Genomic DNA, 16,332 nt, shown 5'->3' with positions numbered 1-16,332 from the left:
GCGCAATTGACGCGCGGGGCTTGTTGCGGCCGCATTTCGCGGTCACACTCCGGCCATGCCTTCGGGGCGCGCGACGGACCGTCCCAAATCGAATGACGGACAATTCCCGTCGAGGCCGGCCGCCATGCCATGCCGGCCTGACCGGATCCCCGACCGCCTCGCGCCGCTGCCGATGTCTGCGGCGGATGACCCTCGAAGGCAATCGCGGCCGCTCAGCTGACGTCGCAACGCAACCCGTCTCCCCGGGCAAGCGCAAGCTTTGCCCCCGGGAAACTCGTGGGGCTAGAGGCCTGTTCCTGCGGGTTCCGCTGAAACCAAAGCAAGACGCGAGGTCAAACGCGATGCATCCGATGCCCAGCCGGATTCCGGTGTCCATCATCATCCCGAACTACAACTACGCGCGCTTCCTGGAACGCAGCGTCGACAGCGCGCTCGGCCAGGACCATGACGATGTCGAGGTCATCGTCGTCGACGACAGATCGAGCGACGGTTCGGCGGCGGTCATAGAATCCTATGGCGACTCCATTCGCGCCTGCCTGCGGCCAAGGAATGGCGGCCATGCCGCCGCCTTCAACACCGGCTTTGCGGCAAGCTCGGGCAGGATCGTGCTGTTCCTCGACGCCGACGACTATCTCTACCCTGACGCCGTCTCCAGGATCGTCGACGCCTGGGATCCGGCGACCGCCCAAGTGCAGTCGCGGCTGCACATCGTCGACGAAGAACAGCACGTCAAGGATGTCTTCCCGCCGCCGGAACTTCCCTTCGACGACGGCGACGTGGTGCCGAAGCTGCTGCACAAGGGGCGCTACCAGACGACGGTGACCAGCGGGCTCGCCTTCGACCGCTCGACGCTGGAGACCATCATGCCGATTCCCGAAGCCGATTTCCGCCAGGGCGCCGATGGCTATCTGGCGACGCTGGCCCCGCTCTACGGCCAGGTACAGTCGATCGAGGAATGCGTCGGCGCCTACCGCATCCACGGCGCCAACCATTCCGTCTTCGGCGCCAAGCTTGCCGAGCGGGCGCGCTGGCGGGTGGCGCATGATTTCCACCGCATGGCGGCGCTGTCCGGCCAGGTCTCCGGCGTCGGCCTGGCGGTCGAGCCGTCCGAGACCGTCCTTCACGATACGCTTCATCTGGAGGAGCGGCTGGCCTCGCTCTGCGCCGACAGGGACCGGCACCCGGTGGCCAATGATTCCAAACTGGCGCTTGCCGCGCACGGCGCCGTCGCCAGCCTCGAAATGACGGCCTCGCTCAGGCGCCGAGCCATGCTCGCCGCCTGGTTCCTGTCCGTCGGCATGCTGCCCGGAAAGATGGCGCTCGCCGTGCTGTCCTGGAAGCTCGACGCCGCCTCGAGGCCGGCCTTCCTGGCGCGCCTCGCCAAAACCATCCGCCAGGCGATGGGGTAGGGGCGGCAGAAACGGCGCGGCAAGATCATGCCGGCGGTTCTGCGGCCCACATGGCGTGCTGTCGCTGATCTGGCAAGACCCGCGGCGGCGGCAGACGGCCCTTACTTCAGCGCGATGCTCATGCCGCTGAGATCGGCATTGATTTGCAGGCCGACCTGCTTGCCTGAGAGTTCGAGTTGGGCGCCCCTGTCATTGGTCATGACGATGACCTGGGCGCCTTTGCCGAGCGCCCCGCCACCGCCTGCCGCACCGTAGACTCCGGTCACGTCCCGGGCGCGGCGAGTGTGGCGCACGGTGCCGTGGAAATAGGTCTTGGAAGCCCCGAAGGCGAGGCCGCCCGAGACAGCGCCGACCGAGATGGGATAACGGCGACCATGGAAGGTGAGGGTGCCTTCGCCTCCGGCACCGCCGATGAAGAAGGCCGCCTTGTAGATGGCGAAGCGGATCGTGCCGTTGTCGGCATGCGCGACGCTGGCGACGCTGACTGCCCCGGCGGCGATGACGGCAACCGCGACTGAACGAATTCCGGACGAAATGTTCATGATGAGAACTCCTCATGATCGCCGCTTGCCCGGCCGGACCGGGCTCGTCAGCGTCGTATCAAGGTTACTGCTGAACAGTCTCGCTCCTCATTGGTTCCAGGCACGCCGCCTAAATCTGGCTGCGAGCGGTCGGCCACGGCTAACCGGCCCAGACAGGAAGGCGCGGCGCTGGTCCGCGCCGTCTCGTCTAAGAAACGCTTAAGATGTGACCGCCCTTGTTAACCATCGATTAACTATCCGGTCGCCTTTAATTGGATGTTGGAGCATACTGTTTTGGTAGCGAACAAGAGAGCGATTGCCCCTCAAGCGCGACTGTCACTTTGTCGGTGCGCGAGATGAGGAACTAGAAAAGCAGCGGAACACCGTTGTCTCCCGGGGAGGCGCCATCATCAGCGTTGATGAGGAGCGCCAAATGCAGATCGAAGAAGCAGTCAGTGCAGCGACAGCCGACGCCAGCGCGCTTCTGTCCTGTCTCGGCCAGCCGGTCGTCGCCTACCATGTCACGGAAATCATGCGGGAGACGGACGCCGCGCACGCGCGGGCGATGCAGCTCGCCTTGATGCGGCGAAGCATCGAGGCTCTCGTCGACGATGGCCTGGAGAACGTCGAAGCCGAACGATTTGCATCGCAGTTCCATGGCCGGATTGGTTTGACCTGGGAACTTTTGCACCCGTCCAGCGGCGCATCGCACTGATCTCGACCAGGCCGGTGTCGATGCCGGCTCTGCCGCCTGCGGGCTATCTCTTCCGGTAGACGCTGATGTGGCGCCAGCTGCGGGCGTCAAACGGTTCGCGCTTCCAGCCGCCATATCGCTGCTCGAGCTTCAGCCCGGCGCATCTCGCCATCAGGTCGAATTCGGGCGGATAGGCCAGCCGCAGCCTGAGCGGAACCATGCGGACCATATCATTGCCGATATCGATGTGTGACAGGTCGAGCACCTGACTGACCGGATCATATCTGCACGCCGCGATGTGGACCGATCCGGTGCCGGGATGTGAGACTTCGACGAAGCCGCCGTCGTCCCGCTTCGGCGCCGTGGGGACCCGGCATTCGAGCAGGAAAACGCCATCCTCATCAAGGTGCCGGGCCGCATTCTCGAAGCACTTGACCTGACCGTCCTGGGTGATCACGTTGCCGATCGAATTGAACACGAGATATACGACGCCGTAGCGGCGACCCATGTCGACCGCCGTCATGTCGCCATTGACGACCTCGATCTCCGATCCGCCCGGCTTCTCCCGCAGTACCTCGATCATGTCGGGCGAAAGTTCGATGCCGTCGACCCTCAGGCCGACGGCTGCCAGCGGCAGGGCGATCCGTCCTGTGCCGACCGCAAGCTCCAGGCAGTCGCGTCCACCCGCGATCTCCTTCAGGAATTGAACGGTCTCATCCTCGTCGCCGCGCAGCTCATCGTCGTAGCGCTTCGCAACGTCGCCGCGAAAGCTGTCTTCAGGCCTGAACCCTTCCATGTCGTATTCTCCGGTAACCGCCGCACCCCGCAAGGATGTGCAACGCCTCCGGCAAGCCTCGCGTTCCCGTGGAAATTCGCCAGGTGCTTCCCCGCATTTGAAGTCTGGACTTCATGTGAGAGAAGCATCTCCGCGATCGCCGTCGATGCTCGGACATATGTAACATCCCAAGATTGAGATATATTGCTGCCGCGTCCTTGGTCGGACGTTCGTGGAAGGGGGCACGACATGCAGGCAGTGCCGATATCGCATCCGGGGGAGCAACCTGCGGTCGGGACCATATCCTCCCTGACCGGATCCTCCCCGACCTTGTCATCCTTTACCGGCTATCCGGCCGCCGTGCTGTGCTGGCTTCTGTCGGCTGGCGTCTATATCGCGGCCAAATGGGTGGCGCCGGAAATGCCGCCCTGGGGGCTCTGCTTCTGGCGGCTGACGCTCGCCTGCGCCATCCTGCTGCCGATCGTGCATCGCCACCACGGCGCGATGATAGCGCTGCTGCGGGCGCGGTCGCTGGAGATCGTCGCCGTCGGCGCCATCGGCCTCACGCTCTGCCAGGGCATGATCTATCGCGGCCTCAACGAGACCGATGCCAGCACCGCCGGCATCATCATGGCGCTGTCGCCGGTCATGACGATGGTGCTCGCCCGTTTCGTGCTTGGCGAGCCGCTCGGGCTTTGGAAGTCGCTTGGCGCGCTGGCCGCCCTTGGCGGGATGCTGGTCATCGTCGCGCATGGCGACCTGACGGCGCTGCTTCGCCTGAGCTTCAGCCCCGGCGAATTGTGGATCGTCGGCAGCGCGTTCTGCTGGGCCCTCTACACCGTGCTCGTGCGGCGCGCCAAATTCGGCATCGAGCTCCTGCCGTTGGTCGTGCTCCTGTTGGGGGCAGGCGCGCTGGTCGCCTTGCCTTTCCATTTGTGGGAATTGTTCAACGACGAACGCTCCGCCATGAATGGCGACGGCTTGCTGGCGCTTGCCTATCTGGCGGGCCCGGGCGGCGCCTTGATGTACTATCTCTACAACCGAAGCGTGGAAACGCTCGGCGCGAGCAGGGCGAGCATGCTGCTCTACCTGCAAACCGTGTTCGTCGCCATACTCGCCTACCTGCTGCTCGGCGAGAGCCTGCATGACTACGATCTCGTTGGCGCGGCCTTCATCGTAGCCGGGATCGTGCTCGCCACCGTGGTCAAAACCGGCGCAATTCCAAGAAAGGCGTGAGACGGTTCCGGTCCGCAATCGCGCAAAACCCAAGCCGATCCCGCCCGCATAGGTGGCGGCGGCCCGCGCCTCAAAAAATCTGATAGCCTGTGTCGGACTGGCCGGGCCCCGCCCGTCCTTGGGGCATCGGACAGCAATCAGAAAGGACATTCGATATGCCGAGCACCGTACGTTTGCACCGCGTTCTGGCGACCAAGCCGGAGAAGGTCTACCGCGCATTCACGGAAGCGGACGCGCTGGCGAAATGGCTTCCGCCGAACGGTTTCACCTGCACGGTGCACAGCTTCGACGCAAAGGTCGGCGGCACGTTCAAAATGTCCTTCCGCAACTTCACGACGGGCGACAGTCATTCATTTGGCGGCGAGTATCTCGAACTCGTTCCGGGCGAGCGCCTGCGCTACACCGACAGGTTCGACGATCCCAACCTTCCGGGCGAGATCCAGGTCACCGTGATCCTGAAGAAGGTATCGTGCGGCACCGATCTCGATATCACGCAGGCCGGCATCCCGGACGCCATCCCGGTCGAGGCCTGCTATCTCGGCTGGCAGGAGTCGCTCCGCAACCTGGCAAAGCTCGTTGAGCCCGAGATCAATCAGTAGGCGCTTAAAGCCGCCGGGCACGAAAGCTGGAAAGAAGAATTGATGGCGCCGAGGCCGAAACTGCTGATCTCCCCCCTTTGTGGGGGAGATGGTCGGTAGACCAGGGGGCGCTGTCCCGCCAGCATAGAAGGGATCGCTGCCTCCGCACACCTCGCATGGGTGGCGCCTGATTTGACATCATTGTCGCTGCGGGCGGCTTAGGTTAGGCTTTTCTGGGGCACTAACCAGGGGCGTGCCAAGAATGCTTTTGCCATTCTTGCGTTGGCCTATAACTCGTCACCATCACGGTCTGGGCAGGCTGAGATGGATAGCTCTCTTTGCACCCGTCATCCTGTTGTCCGGCTACGTCGTCTACGGCTTTGTCGGCATCCGGATCGACTCGCCGGTGACAGCCCTCAGGCACCTTGCCGCTTTCCCGAACTGTACCGCCGCTCGCTTCGTTGGTCTGGCTCCGGCGCGCCGCGGACAACCCGGCTATTGGTCGACGCACGACGCCGACCGCGACGGGATCGCCTGCGAGCCATGGCGCGGCGGAAGCGCCGGCGGTGTCAGGGTCCACCGCTACTGGAGCACCGGTCGCCGGTAGGGTGGGAATTGGCCAACTACAGCTCCTTCTCCGCCAGTTCGCGGAACTCATCCGGCACCGAGCGCGCCGCCTCCAGCGCCGCCGCGCCGTAGCCGACCGCCTCCTTGCCGAAACGCTGGCGGATCCTGTCTATCGCGCGGTCGGCGCCGAAGCGGGCGAGGCCCTTGCGGCTGCCGGGCTTCAGTCTCTCGTCGGCAAGCCCGAGCGGCAGTTCGAGCTGCAGCTCCGCACTTTCCTCCAGATGCGAGACGGAGATCGCGAGCAGGGAGATTTCCCGCTCATGCCGGTTGGCGGCGAGCACGCCGCGCACCAGCTCTTCGGCGATCTCGGCCAGCATCGCTGTTGCCTGGATCGGCTGCTCCAGCGTCACGGAGCGGGTAACGGCGCGCATGTCGGCGAAGCGCACTCGCACCGTAACCGTGCGGCCGGGCCGCGCCTTAGCGCGCAGGCGGCTCGCCACACGATCGGCGAGATGCAGCAGCGTCGGCACGAACACCCGCGCCTCCGCCGGCTTGCGGCCAAGCGCCGACTGCGCGCCGGCCGAGTGTGCCCGCCGGTGCGTCTCCAGCCGGCGCGGGTCGCGGTTCCAGGCGAGGGCGGCGAGCTTCTCGCCGGCGGCCGGGCCAAGCAGGCGTTTCAGCGCGCCGCCATGGCTGCGCGCCAATTGCCCGATGGTCTCGACGCCGATCTCGGCGAGCCGCGCCCGGGTCGCCGGGCCGACGCCCCACATCAGCGATACCGGCAGGTCGTGCAGGAAGGCGATCTCCGTGCCGGGCTCGACCACCACCAGCCCGTCGGGTTTTGCGACCTGCGAGGCGATCTTGGCCAAGTGCTTGGTGCGCGCGACGCCGATCGAGATTGGCAGGCCGAGCTCGGCCTTCACCCGCCGCCGGATGGCGCGGGCGATCTCGTCGGGCGGTCCGAACAGATGCGTGCAGCCGGCGACGTCGGCGAAGGCCTCGTCGATCGAGATGCGTTCGACCAGCGGCGTGAAATCGTCGAGCACCTTGATCGCCGCGTCGCCGAGCCGCTGGTACTCGCTGAAGCGGCCGCCGACGAAGATCAGGTGCGGGCAGAGTTCGCGCGCCTTGCGGCCGGGCATGCCGCCGCGAACGCCAAAAACCTTGGCCTCATAGGAAGCCGCAAGCACCACGCCGCCGCCGACGGCGATAGGCTTGCCCCTGAGCGACGGGTCGAGCAGCTGCTCGACCGAGGCATAGAAGGCGTCGAGATCGGCATGCAGGATGGTGGCCGCTGTCGCCTGACTTTGCGTCATCCGTGGCGCCAATTCACCTTGCGGCGTTGCAGCATTAGCAACATCTGTTCGAAGGAATTGTTCTCGAACAAAAAGAGAACAAACGGGGTCTCTTGTCAAGCGGCATCGGACCGCCGACGACGGTGGGATCTGCGACCTGTCACAAGGATGCGGGATCCAGCCGGAATCTCGTTTTTTGCCACGTCGAGCACGCGTCGGGAGCGCACGTGCAGCATCGACCAAGGTCGATGCCGAGAGGCAGGAACATCGTCCGGCCGACGGCGTTACTGCGTGGTAGGGACGCCGTTTGCGGGAGGCCTGACATGGGCCAGTTCGAGATCACGGACCTCGTCTATATCGTCGATGCTTGCGCCACCGGAAGGGCCGCCGGGCGGCTCGTGTCGATGGCACGGGCGGTGGAGGAACTGCGTGTGCTGACCGGCGATTTCATCTCGCCGGACGAGGTGGCGGCGAACGAACTGTCGGCCGTGGCGCTCGAGCGCGGTTGCGCTGTGCTGTTCGACGAGCAGCCTGGCGCTGACATCCTCAGGGCGCCGTAAGTCCGATATACGCTGCTATATGTTGGGCGCCGCTCGGGGGTGGCGTCCATCACAACTTATTGAAAAATTGGGCTTTCAGGCCCGGCAAGTGACAAGTCGAGCGAAAATCTTAGCCATTCGTTTATGCATGCTTGCTCATATGGAAGCATGGCATCGCGCACCCGTTTTTTCATGGGGAACTTTCGCCGCCTGCTGGGAGCCAGCGGCGCGGGCGGCAACGTCGCCGTCATCTTCGCATTCGCCTTACCGGTCGTCGTCGGTGGCGCTGGCCTCGGTGTCGAGACCTCGCTCTGGTACTACAGCAGCCTGAAGCTGCAGGCGGTGGCCGATGCCGCGGCCTATGCCGGCGCGCTCGAGAAGATCGCGGGTTCCGACAACCCGACCATCGTCGCCGCCGCCACGCAGTCGGCGACCTCGAACGACTTTGTCGCGCCGGGCACGATAGAGGTCAACACGCCGCCATTGTCCGGCCCGAACACCGCCAAGAAGGCGGTTGAGGTCATCGTCAAGCACAACCTCGATCGCTACTTCACGGCCATTTTCAACAGCACCCCGGTTCCGCAGCAGGCGAGGGCGGTGGCGCGCATCACCGACGCCTCGAAGGCCTGCGTGCTGGCGCTCAGTCCTTCGGCGGTCCAGGCTGCGCTCTTTTCCGGCAACACCACCGTCAACCTCACCGGCTGCTCCGTCATGTCGGACTCGGTTGCTGCGGACGCCATCAGGACGCAGGGATCGGCGACGCTCAAGGCCGACTGCCTGATCACGGTCGGCGGCATGGTGCTGAACAATCCGGTGACCACGACCTGCAGTTCCAACCTCACCCAGGCCCTGCCCGCATCCGATCCGTTCTCCAGCCTGCCGACGCCCGCGGCGAGCAACCCGTGCAAGAACGTCAACGGCAACAAGACGTCGCAAACGCTTCAGCCTGGCACTTATTGCAGCGGCATGGATCTCAAGGGCAACGTAACGCTGCAGCCCGGCGTCTATGTCGTGCAGGGCGGTATGAAGATCAACGCAAACGCAGTCGTCGCCGGCAGCGGGGTAACCATCTTCATGGCGGGCAGCAACACCGTCAGCATGAACGGCACCGCCACGGTGACGCTGAGCGCGCCGACCTCAGGTACCTATTCCGGCATGCTGTTCTATGGCGACAGGACGGGGACCGCGGCGCAGAGCACCTTCAACGGCACGGCGACGTCGCTCTTGACCGGCGCCATCTATTTCCCCAAGCAGCAGGTCAACTACCTCGGCAACTTCTCCGGCAGCGGCGGCTGCACCCAGGTCGTCGCCGACACCATCCAATGGTCGGGCAGCACGACCATCAAGCAGGACTGCACCAGTCTCGGGATGAAGGACATTCCGGCGACGCAGTCCGTTCAGCTCGTCGAGTAGCGCGCATGGTTGGGCGGACCCTGCGCATTTTCCGGGACAAGGCCGGGATAGCCGCCGTGGAATTTGCCATGGTGCTGCCCATCCTGTGCTTCGTCTGCCTCGGCATCGCCGACGGCTGGTCCTACGTGTCGAGTTACCTGCAGATGCGCGCTGGCGTCAAAACCGCGGCCAATCTGGTGATGGCCGGCGCGACCAACGACACGGGAACGCAGGCGGTCGCGCTGTCGAGCTGGAACAACAAGCCTGAAGATGCGGCGGTCGTGCTGGTCAGATCCTACAAATGCGGCACCACGGTGGTGGATGAGACCACGATCTGCGGCGGTACCAAGCTGCCGAATGTCTTCGTCCAGATCTCGGCCACCGGCACCTGGGTGCCGCCGTTCAATTTCGGCGTCTTTCCGGATCCGCGCGTGATGACCCATCAGGAGGTCATCCGTGTCCGCTGAACGGATCGCCAGATGGCGCCGCGACCGGTCCGGCGGCGCCGGGCTGGAATTTGCGCTGATCGCGCCGTTCCTGGTGATGCTGCTGTTCGGGATCTTCGCGTTCGGCTGGTCGTTCAATGCCACTTCGACCGTCCGCTACACGCTGGAAACCTCGGCCCGTGCCTTGCAGCTCAACAACACGCTAACGCAGAGCCAGATACAGGCGATCGCCACGCAGAAACTGCTGGCGCTGGGCCTGAAGAACGTCGTCGTGACGATAGCGACCGATCCGGCCAGCGGCGGCTTCAAGATGGCGCATCTGACCGCCAGCTATGCCTTCGTCATCGAGTTCCCGTATTTCGACCAGTATCCGATCAGTTACGCAACGACAGTCACTGTACCCTTGGTTGCAAGCTGAGCATCTTGCCGCCAAAAGGTTTCACTTGATGTTCTGCAAGATGTTGCTGGCGTAACTGCGTCTCCCGATCAGTTAGGACTAAGGTCTGATCAGTATAGGGCTTCTGCGGCCCAAAGGGCTCAGCCGGCATCTGTCCGCGATAATCGTCTTTGATTTCAGTATCTTATCTGTGTCACCCGGCGCGTCGGTCGCGCATCGCTACTATATTTGTCTAAAGTTTACTTCTTCGAATTAGCAAATTTGCATACGACGGCGTTATAGCGGGTAGGCGAGGTGGCGAATCCCCGAGGAGGTACTATGACAACCCGAAAAACCCTGTTGGCGGCGGTGGCCGCGTTCGCTCTCCTGGCCACTCCCGCGTTGGCCGGCAACGGCAATGGCGGCGGCAACGGCAATGGCGGCAGCCATGGCAATAGCGGCGGCAGCCATGGCAATAGTGGCGGCGGCAATTCCGGCAAGAGCGGCACGCACGGCAATTCCGGCCAGAGCAAATCCGGCAAGAGCACGCATGGCAAGTCGGCGTCGGCGAAGTCGGGCAAGAAGTCAGCGACGGTCACCGTCGATGACGTCGAAGTCGCGGCCACGCCCAAGGAGAAGAACCTCCACGCCAAGCTCGGCCGGCTCAACTCTCTGCAGCGCAACATCAACGCTTACATGAACTCCAAGAGCAAGAACTTCGCCGCAGTGCAGGCCTATGTGATGGCCTCCGCGAATGCCCAGAACGCCCAGGCCGCGGTCGAAGCCGCCAATCAGGCAGTCATCGACGCCCAGGCCGCACTCGACGCGCTGAATGCAAAGGCGGCCGACCCGACCACTCCGCCCGACGAGGTCCCGACCCAGGACGAACTCGATGCAGCGCAGGCCGCGCTCGACGACGCCAACCAGGCGGTCATCGATGCCCAGGCCAAGGCCGACGAAGCCGTTGCCGACGTCCCATCGCTCGACGATGCGCTTGCCGAGATGGCTAACAAGCCGGTCGACGACGAGGTCACAGAATGGGCCACGGGCGTGCTCGACGACAAGATCGACCAGGTAGCCGCCAAGCTGGCGGAGCAGGACGCCGCCGCGGCGACGACCGACGACACGACCACCGACCCGGCCGATGAGGAAACGGAAACCGAGACGGCGGAATGAGTGAGTAGGGACGAGTGAGTAGCAAATAGTAGGGGCTGGCGGCATGCCGCCAGCCCCGTCCGTATACCGCTTGCTACCCAATTCCCTATTCACTACCCGCTTCCGTTCATCCCGACGGGGAAAACCACCGCTAACCCCATGTTCGGCATGGCAAATCTTCGCTTCCCAATGTAATCTCCTGCGTCTAGGGGTTCAAAGGCATTGGGAGGACAAGAACATGCCACGGGTTTCGGAGCTCTTCTTCAAGACAGCCATCGTGTTTCTCATTCTGGGCGTCGCCGCCGGCCTGGAAATGGCCATATCGGGTGACCATGGCGCGTTCCCCGCGCATGCCCACATCAATCTGCTGGGCTGGGTCACCTCGGCGATATTCGGCGGCTACTACGCGCTCAATCCAGCCAAGGCGGCGCGGCGCATCGCGATGATCCACTACGGTCTCTATACGCTCGGCCTAGTGATCATGCTGCCTGCGCTCTACCTGCTGCTGCACGGCAACCCGGCACTGGAGCCGATCGTCGCCGGCGGCTCGTTGATCGTCGCCGCGGCCATCCTGCTCTTCGCCGTTGTGGTGTTCTCGCCCGAGCCGGTGCCGTCGGCCTCCGGCCTGCAGTCGGCGCCTCGCTGAGGGCGAAACTGCCAATCTCCCCCCTTGTGGGGGAGATGTCCGGCAGGACAGAGGGGCGAACGATCACCAGCTTCGGCGTGATCCGCCCCCTGCACAATCAGCTTCAATGATCCGGACAGTTGCTGACAGGCCGGCGGGACAGCGCCCCTCTGGTCTGCCGACCATCTCCCCACGGGAGAAGAGCCTGTCTCAGGCTTTCGCCAATCGCCGGTTACAGCAGTCGCGACAGGAAGGTGTGGATGATGCCGTCGCGCTCGAACGGTCCGGGCACCTTGGCGGGCAGCGAACTTTCGGTGGTCTTGGCGGCCGACGAGGCGCGGCCGTAGATGATGAGCAGCACGGCGATGAAGTAGCCCACCTGCAGCACCAGGGCGGCGACAAATGTCCAGCCCAGCGCTTGCCACAACGATCCCGTGTCCGCGTAGGTCCAGCCAAGGACCACGAGAATTGTTGCCGACATTCCCACAAGAAACTGCGGAAAATACATTTGCCCGATCGAACGCTCCGGATCTTGTTGCGGTCCGGAATGCCCGCCCATGTCTCTACCCTATTCGAGCGTTGCACCTTTCACGCATGGTCGCAAGTTGGCACCAGTGCCGCGCTCTGTTCTGCCTTTCGGCCAGTTGTATGCGACCTATGTCTTAGGACTTAGGACCTTGAGCCGCCCGGCGCAAGAGTTGTCTTGGTTGCTGCACCGGCATTTGAGGCGCGCCGCCTTTGGCGTGCCCGGCGTGACGCATCGCCGGGCACCCTTGCAGTCAGACCGCCATCTTGCCGATGATCTTCGCCATGTCTGCGGCGTCGAAGGCTTTCAACGTCTGCGTGCGCACATTGCCAAGCGATGCCACGGAGAGGCTGAGGGCCGTAGCCGCGATGTCGTCATTGGCCTCGACGGCCGCTACCACGTCGTGCTGGCCAAGGGTCCACAGCAGCGAATTCACCTTCACTCCGCTATCGGCGGCCATCGACTTGAATGCTTCGGCCCGTTTCACCGTGTCCTTGATGGATTTGGCGCCCTGCTCGGTGAAGTTCACAAGTATGACGTAATGCGACATGATTTCCTCCCATCGCGGTCGGGGGGCGTGCGGAAGCGTCTCCGCCGCGGCCGTTGTTTCTCCCGACGAGATCGTGCCGTTCAGGCGGCACGCGAGAAGGAATGCCGGCCGAGGCAGCTTACGGAGACTCTGCCGGCACTCCACGCGAAGATTGGGTGTTCTCCCCGCGCGGCGGCATATTAGCACCGGCGAATATTTGGGAAAGCCGTTTTCCCTGGAGTCCGCGGGTCTAGGCCTCGAAGAAATGGAATGTTCCGCGTCCGCCGGACTTGCTGCGGTAGAGTGCCATGTCCGCCTTCTGCAGCAGGTCGTCGCTCGTCACGCCATCGCCGGGCGCCAGCGCGATGCCGACGCTGAGCCCGAGGACGAACGGGGTGCCGGCGACCGTGAACGGTTCCCGGAAGCGGTCGATGATGCGCGATGCAAGAGCGGCCGCATCCGTCTTTTCAGCGATGCCTGTCTGCACGATCGCGAACTCGTCGCCGCCAAGCCGCGCCACCGTATCGTGGTCGCGCACCGCGCCGCGTAGCCGTGCGGCGACGTCGATCAGAAGCCTGTCGCCGGCCTTGTGGCCGAAGCCGTCATTGACCGGCTTGAACTTGTCGAGGTCGAGATAGTGCACGGCCATCAGCGCGCCGCGCCTGGCGAGCGCCACCGCGCTGTGCAGCCGGTCGGAAAACAGCATGCGGTTGGGCAGGTCGGTCAGCGCGTCGTGATGTGCCATGTGGGCGATCGTCGCCTGGTCGCGGCGCTGCTCGGTAACGTCGAAATAGGTGGTGACGAAGCCGCCGCCATCGATCGGCATGCCGCGCACCTCGACGATGGTCCCGTTCGGGCGGGTCCGCTCGTAGACATGCGCCTCGCGCTGCCTGACCAGCGCCAGCCGGCGCGCGACATGCAACTCGACTTCGCCCGGCCCGTATTCGCCGCGCTCGGCGTTGAAGCGAAACAGCATCTCCATCGACGGATAGCCGTTGGCGAAGAGGTCGTCCGGATAGTCGAGCAAGGTCCGCTGCCGTTGGTTGCAGATGACCATGTTGAGGTCCTGGTCGAACAGCGAGACGCCGCCAGGGAAATTCTCGATCACTGCCTCCAGCAACCGGATCCGTTCGCGCGAATGCTCGACCAGCTGCGCCATCCGGCCGATCGCTTCGGCGAGGCCCGCCGTGCCGGGGCTTGCCGGCACGCTTGCTTCCAATGCGCCCGCCGCGCCACGTGATGCCATCGCCATCGGCCGCTGACCCCCTCAGCAATCCCCGGAATATTCAGTGACGCTAATATGAAAGGATTGCCGCCGGATTAACGCGCTGCCGGTCGCGGCCCTCTTGTGCCGGTTTCCTGCATCGCGAACGAGAGAGGCCCGCCATGCCATACGGCGCGGCGGGCCTGGTGACGCTCGTGAACGTCAGGTCAGGATGATGACGATCTTCAGCGTGTCCGGATCGACGATGACGATCCTGCCGTCGGCCAGCACGAAATACTCGTAGGTCTCGTAGGCCGGAACGATCTTGACGATGCGCGGCGGCAGGCGATGCAGCCGCACCTTGTGCCGCGGCACTTCGATGCCGACGGAGATGTCGAAATCGACCCGGTCAACCGGCGTGATCTTCGTCTCGCGGATCACGTTGGTGATCTCGGTCTTCTGTTCGACCGTCACGTTGGTGATGGACGCGGTCGAGCCCTGATCCGGCTGCGTCGATGTCTTGCCCTGCGCCTGTTCGTCGGTCTTCACCGTGGCCTTGCCCTGGGCCTGCTGGTTGGTGGTGGCGCCGGCCTTGCCCTGCGCCTGCTCGTCGGTCTTCACCTTGGCCTTGCCCTGGGCCTGCTCGTCGGTGGTGGCGCCGGCCTTGCCCTGCGCCTGTTCGTCGGTCTTCACCGTGGCCTTGCCCTGGGCTTGCTCGTCGGTGGTGGCGCCGGCCTTGCCCTGCGCCTGTTCGTCGGTCTTCGCCTTGGCCTTGCCCTGCGCCTGCTCGTCGGTCTTCATCTTGGCCTTGCCCTGGGCCTGCTCGCCTGCCTTGCCGCCCTTCTGGCAATCGGCGGTGCCGGCGGCGCAATTGTTGTCACCGCTTGGCTGGACCTCGGCCGGCGCCTGTGCCTGCGCCATCGCGGCGCCACAGCCGACACCGAGCGCGAGCATGCTGGTCATCAGAATATGTTTCATAAGAACTCTCCTCGAAGTGTCGTCCCTTCGTTGGGGTAACTTCGGCTCGGAGCCTTTGTTCCGAAGCAAATTGGGCGGGATTCCATGACCAAATCGGATCGGCCACCCAGTCAAAAAAATCCAGGAACAAGGCCTGTGCGGTGGCGTTAACGACCGAGGCGGCCCGGCTGCGGACGGCATTGTGCGCGTGGTGGAGGAGGTCGTCGGTAAAGACAGGAGACGATCATGAGACTGCATCTCAAGACAGCTGCCGCAGGCCTGTTGCTGCTCGCCGGCATGGGCGCCGCGGCCGCTCAGGACGTCATCATCGAGCCGCAGCAGGAAACCATCATCCGGGAGTATGTGCACAAGCAGCCGCTCGCTTCGGTCAAGCTTCCGGGCGTGGAGCTCAATATCGGCACCGCACTTCCCGACACCGTTGAACTCCGCGAAGTTCCCAACGTGAAATATCGCTATGTGGTCGTCGACAATCAGACCGTGCTTGTCGATCCGGGCACCCGCAAGATCGTAAAGATCATCCAGTGACCTGAAATGGCGCCCGCCGCTTGCCAGAGCGGCGGGCGGGCCAGCTCGTATTATTTCGTGACTAATATATGCCGATACATGCAGGAACCTTTCCCTCTCACCACGCGTTGCCGCGTCTGACTTCGTGTTGCCTCAATAATAGGCAGGCTGTGCGAGGCAGATCGGGCAAACGAATCGGCGGCAACCAGAAACGGGTCGGGGAACGGAGCACAGCTACCATGTCGAAGCGCGAAATCGGAACATCCCCGGCATTGGGGATGCGTGTCGCCGACCTGCGGGCCAGGATGCGAAGTGCGAGCATCACCGAACATGAGATGAAGACCTTCCAGAAGGTCGCGGCCATCATGGGGGGCGCCGACGGCTCTCTAAGCATCGATGCCGACGACCTGATCGCCGCTTCTTTCGTCGCCGAGACGGTGGGCGACAGCGCGCCGAACTGACCGCCGCCGGCCGCGGGCCGGTCCAGCATCACCCTGTCAGCATCCAACCTATCCGTTCCGCCCTCGCGGGCGAGAGCGTGCGCTCGTGCCTGTCGGCGCGAGCCTCATACCTCGTCGAAGGGGCCGCCACGCCTTGCCGGGTCGCGCTTGATGGCGGCTTCCTCGGCATCGTCCGGCAATGCCTCGTCGCTCTCCTGGTAGGGGTTGTCGTCGTCCTCTTCCGGTAACTCGCCCTCCTTCTCGATGCCGGCGCTTTCCGGCACATCCGCTTCCGGCAGGCTTTCGTCGGGAAGGATCCTCGCGCCCTTCACCGCGTCCCAATCCTGCTGTCTTGGCGTGGGCGCCTCCACCTCGTCGTTTGGCGTCCGGTCGTCGGCCGTTGACGGTTCGACCTCGTCGTTCGGTCTCTTGCGCGGTTCCATGACTGGCCTCCTTGGCGCTGGCACCTGAAAATCTGTTCCGAAGGTTGAACTCGCCGCCTTGCCACCGGTTCCCGCCCGACCGGCTGCAGCGCGGCGCCCC

21 protein-coding genes are annotated in these 16,332 nt (G+C 64.1%); 13 read left to right on the top strand and 8 right to left on the bottom strand.

Annotation, left to right across the window (positions count from 1 at the left end; genetic code table 11):
- Positions 1-341: 341 nt before the first annotated feature.
- On the top strand, positions 342-1,409 hold the full coding sequence (locus EN786_RS04755; RefSeq protein WP_127286807.1) for a glycosyltransferase: 1,068 nt from the start codon (positions 342-344) through the stop codon (positions 1,407-1,409).
- 101 nt (positions 1,410-1,510) lie between these two features.
- Here the strand turns inward: EN786_RS04755 and EN786_RS04750 are convergent, their stop codons facing one another.
- Positions 1,511-1,951, bottom strand: a complete 441-nt coding sequence (locus EN786_RS04750; RefSeq protein WP_127310500.1) for a hypothetical protein — start codon at positions 1,949-1,951, stop codon at positions 1,511-1,513.
- Positions 1,952-2,363: 412 nt separating this feature from the next.
- Here EN786_RS04750 and EN786_RS04745 point away from each other — a divergent pair, with 412 nt between their 5' ends.
- Positions 2,364-2,645 (top strand): hypothetical protein, encoded by a 282-nt coding sequence (locus EN786_RS04745; protein ID WP_127310501.1) that lies wholly within the window; start codon positions 2,364-2,366, stop codon positions 2,643-2,645.
- A gap of 43 nt (positions 2,646-2,688) precedes the next feature.
- Here EN786_RS04745 and EN786_RS04740 read toward each other — a convergent pair whose 3' ends face one another.
- A complete protein-coding gene (locus tag EN786_RS04740; protein WP_127310502.1) occupies positions 2,689-3,420 on the bottom strand; it encodes a class I SAM-dependent methyltransferase in 732 nt (243 codons plus the stop codon).
- Positions 3,421-3,648: 228 nt separating this feature from the next.
- Here EN786_RS04740 and EN786_RS04735 point away from each other — a divergent pair, with 228 nt between their 5' ends.
- The 3 genes from EN786_RS04735 to EN786_RS04725 all read left to right on the top strand — a co-directional run bounded on the left by EN786_RS04735 (position 3,649) and on the right by EN786_RS04725 (position 5,820).
- The gene (locus EN786_RS04735; RefSeq protein ID WP_189340539.1) at positions 3,649-4,635 is read left to right on the top strand and encodes an EamA family transporter; all 987 of its coding nucleotides are present in this window, start codon (positions 3,649-3,651) and stop codon (positions 4,633-4,635) included.
- A 155-nt stretch (positions 4,636-4,790) separates the two neighbouring features.
- Positions 4,791-5,234 (top strand): SRPBCC family protein, encoded by a 444-nt coding sequence (locus EN786_RS04730; protein WP_127284187.1) that lies wholly within the window; start codon positions 4,791-4,793, stop codon positions 5,232-5,234.
- A gap of 334 nt (positions 5,235-5,568) precedes the next feature.
- Entirely contained in the window at positions 5,569-5,820 is a 252-nt protein-coding gene (locus tag EN786_RS04725; protein WP_245478311.1) for an excalibur calcium-binding domain-containing protein, read from the top strand.
- A 16-nt stretch (positions 5,821-5,836) separates the two neighbouring features.
- Here EN786_RS04725 and dinB read toward each other — a convergent pair whose 3' ends face one another.
- Positions 5,837-7,096, bottom strand: a complete 1,260-nt coding sequence (gene dinB / locus EN786_RS04720; RefSeq protein WP_127284189.1) for a DNA polymerase IV — start codon at positions 7,094-7,096, stop codon at positions 5,837-5,839.
- Between the two features lie 302 nt (positions 7,097-7,398).
- On the opposite strand from dinB, the gene EN786_RS04715 reads away from it, so the two are divergent.
- The 6 genes from EN786_RS04715 (at position 7,399) to EN786_RS04690 (ending at position 11,629) form a co-directional block, all read left to right on the top strand.
- Positions 7,399-7,635: a hypothetical protein gene (locus tag EN786_RS04715; RefSeq protein WP_127284190.1), complete on the top strand. Its 237-nt coding sequence runs from the start codon at positions 7,399-7,401 to the stop codon at positions 7,633-7,635.
- Positions 7,636-7,782: 147 nt separating this feature from the next.
- Positions 7,783-9,027 carry a pilus assembly protein TadG-related protein gene (locus tag EN786_RS04710; protein ID WP_320254381.1) on the top strand — a complete coding sequence of 415 codons (1,245 nt, stop codon included), beginning with the start codon at positions 7,783-7,785 and terminating at the stop codon, positions 9,025-9,027.
- Between the two features lie 5 nt (positions 9,028-9,032).
- Positions 9,033-9,473, top strand: a complete 441-nt coding sequence (locus tag EN786_RS04705) for a TadE/TadG family type IV pilus assembly protein (protein ID WP_127284191.1) — start codon at positions 9,033-9,035, stop codon at positions 9,471-9,473.
- Positions 9,463-9,870, top strand: coding sequence for a TadE/TadG family type IV pilus assembly protein (locus EN786_RS04700; protein WP_127284192.1), 408 nt, complete (start codon positions 9,463-9,465; stop codon positions 9,868-9,870). The genes EN786_RS04705 and EN786_RS04700 overlap by 11 nt, the downstream gene beginning before the upstream one ends.
- A gap of 297 nt (positions 9,871-10,167) precedes the next feature.
- Positions 10,168-11,004, top strand: a complete 837-nt coding sequence (locus tag EN786_RS04695) for a hypothetical protein (protein WP_127311072.1) — start codon at positions 10,168-10,170, stop codon at positions 11,002-11,004.
- 217 nt (positions 11,005-11,221) lie between these two features.
- A complete protein-coding gene (locus EN786_RS04690; RefSeq protein ID WP_127311071.1) occupies positions 11,222-11,629 on the top strand; it encodes a hypothetical protein in 408 nt (135 codons plus the stop codon).
- A gap of 211 nt (positions 11,630-11,840) precedes the next feature.
- On the opposite strand, the gene EN786_RS04685 is transcribed toward EN786_RS04690, so the two are convergent.
- From EN786_RS04685 to EN786_RS04670, 4 genes are all read right to left on the bottom strand, one after another.
- Positions 11,841-12,167 (bottom strand): exopolysaccharide production repressor protein, encoded by a 327-nt coding sequence (locus EN786_RS04685; protein ID WP_348627101.1) that lies wholly within the window; start codon positions 12,165-12,167, stop codon positions 11,841-11,843.
- A 220-nt stretch (positions 12,168-12,387) separates the two neighbouring features.
- Complete coding sequence (locus EN786_RS04680; protein WP_127284195.1) at positions 12,388-12,684, bottom strand: GYD domain-containing protein; 297 nt, start codon at positions 12,682-12,684, stop codon at positions 12,388-12,390.
- Between the two features lie 229 nt (positions 12,685-12,913).
- Positions 12,914-13,915 (bottom strand): diguanylate cyclase, encoded by a 1,002-nt coding sequence (locus EN786_RS04675; protein ID WP_127311070.1) that lies wholly within the window; start codon positions 13,913-13,915, stop codon positions 12,914-12,916.
- A 174-nt stretch (positions 13,916-14,089) separates the two neighbouring features.
- Positions 14,090-14,845 carry a DUF1236 domain-containing protein gene (locus EN786_RS04670; protein ID WP_127311069.1) on the bottom strand — a complete coding sequence of 252 codons (756 nt, stop codon included), beginning with the start codon at positions 14,843-14,845 and terminating at the stop codon, positions 14,090-14,092.
- Between the two features lie 225 nt (positions 14,846-15,070).
- Here EN786_RS04670 and EN786_RS04665 point away from each other — a divergent pair, with 225 nt between their 5' ends.
- Positions 15,071-15,370 (top strand): DUF1236 domain-containing protein, encoded by a 300-nt coding sequence (locus EN786_RS04665; RefSeq protein WP_127311068.1) that lies wholly within the window; start codon positions 15,071-15,073, stop codon positions 15,368-15,370.
- A 218-nt stretch (positions 15,371-15,588) separates the two neighbouring features.
- Entirely contained in the window at positions 15,589-15,810 is a 222-nt protein-coding gene (locus tag EN786_RS04660; protein WP_127284199.1) for a hypothetical protein, read from the top strand.
- A gap of 104 nt (positions 15,811-15,914) precedes the next feature.
- On the opposite strand, the gene EN786_RS04655 is transcribed toward EN786_RS04660, so the two are convergent.
- Positions 15,915-16,232, bottom strand: coding sequence for a hypothetical protein (locus EN786_RS04655; protein ID WP_127311067.1), 318 nt, complete (start codon positions 16,230-16,232; stop codon positions 15,915-15,917).
- Between the last annotated feature and the right edge of the window lie 100 nt (positions 16,233-16,332).

Origin of the sequence: Mesorhizobium sp. M4B.F.Ca.ET.143.01.1.1 (genome assembly GCF_004792275.1) — a bacterium.
Lineage (GTDB): Bacteria > Pseudomonadota > Alphaproteobacteria > Rhizobiales > Rhizobiaceae > Mesorhizobium > Mesorhizobium abyssinicae.
Note: the sequence above shows the minus strand (reverse complement) of the source record. Positions and strands in the feature narration are given on the sequence as shown.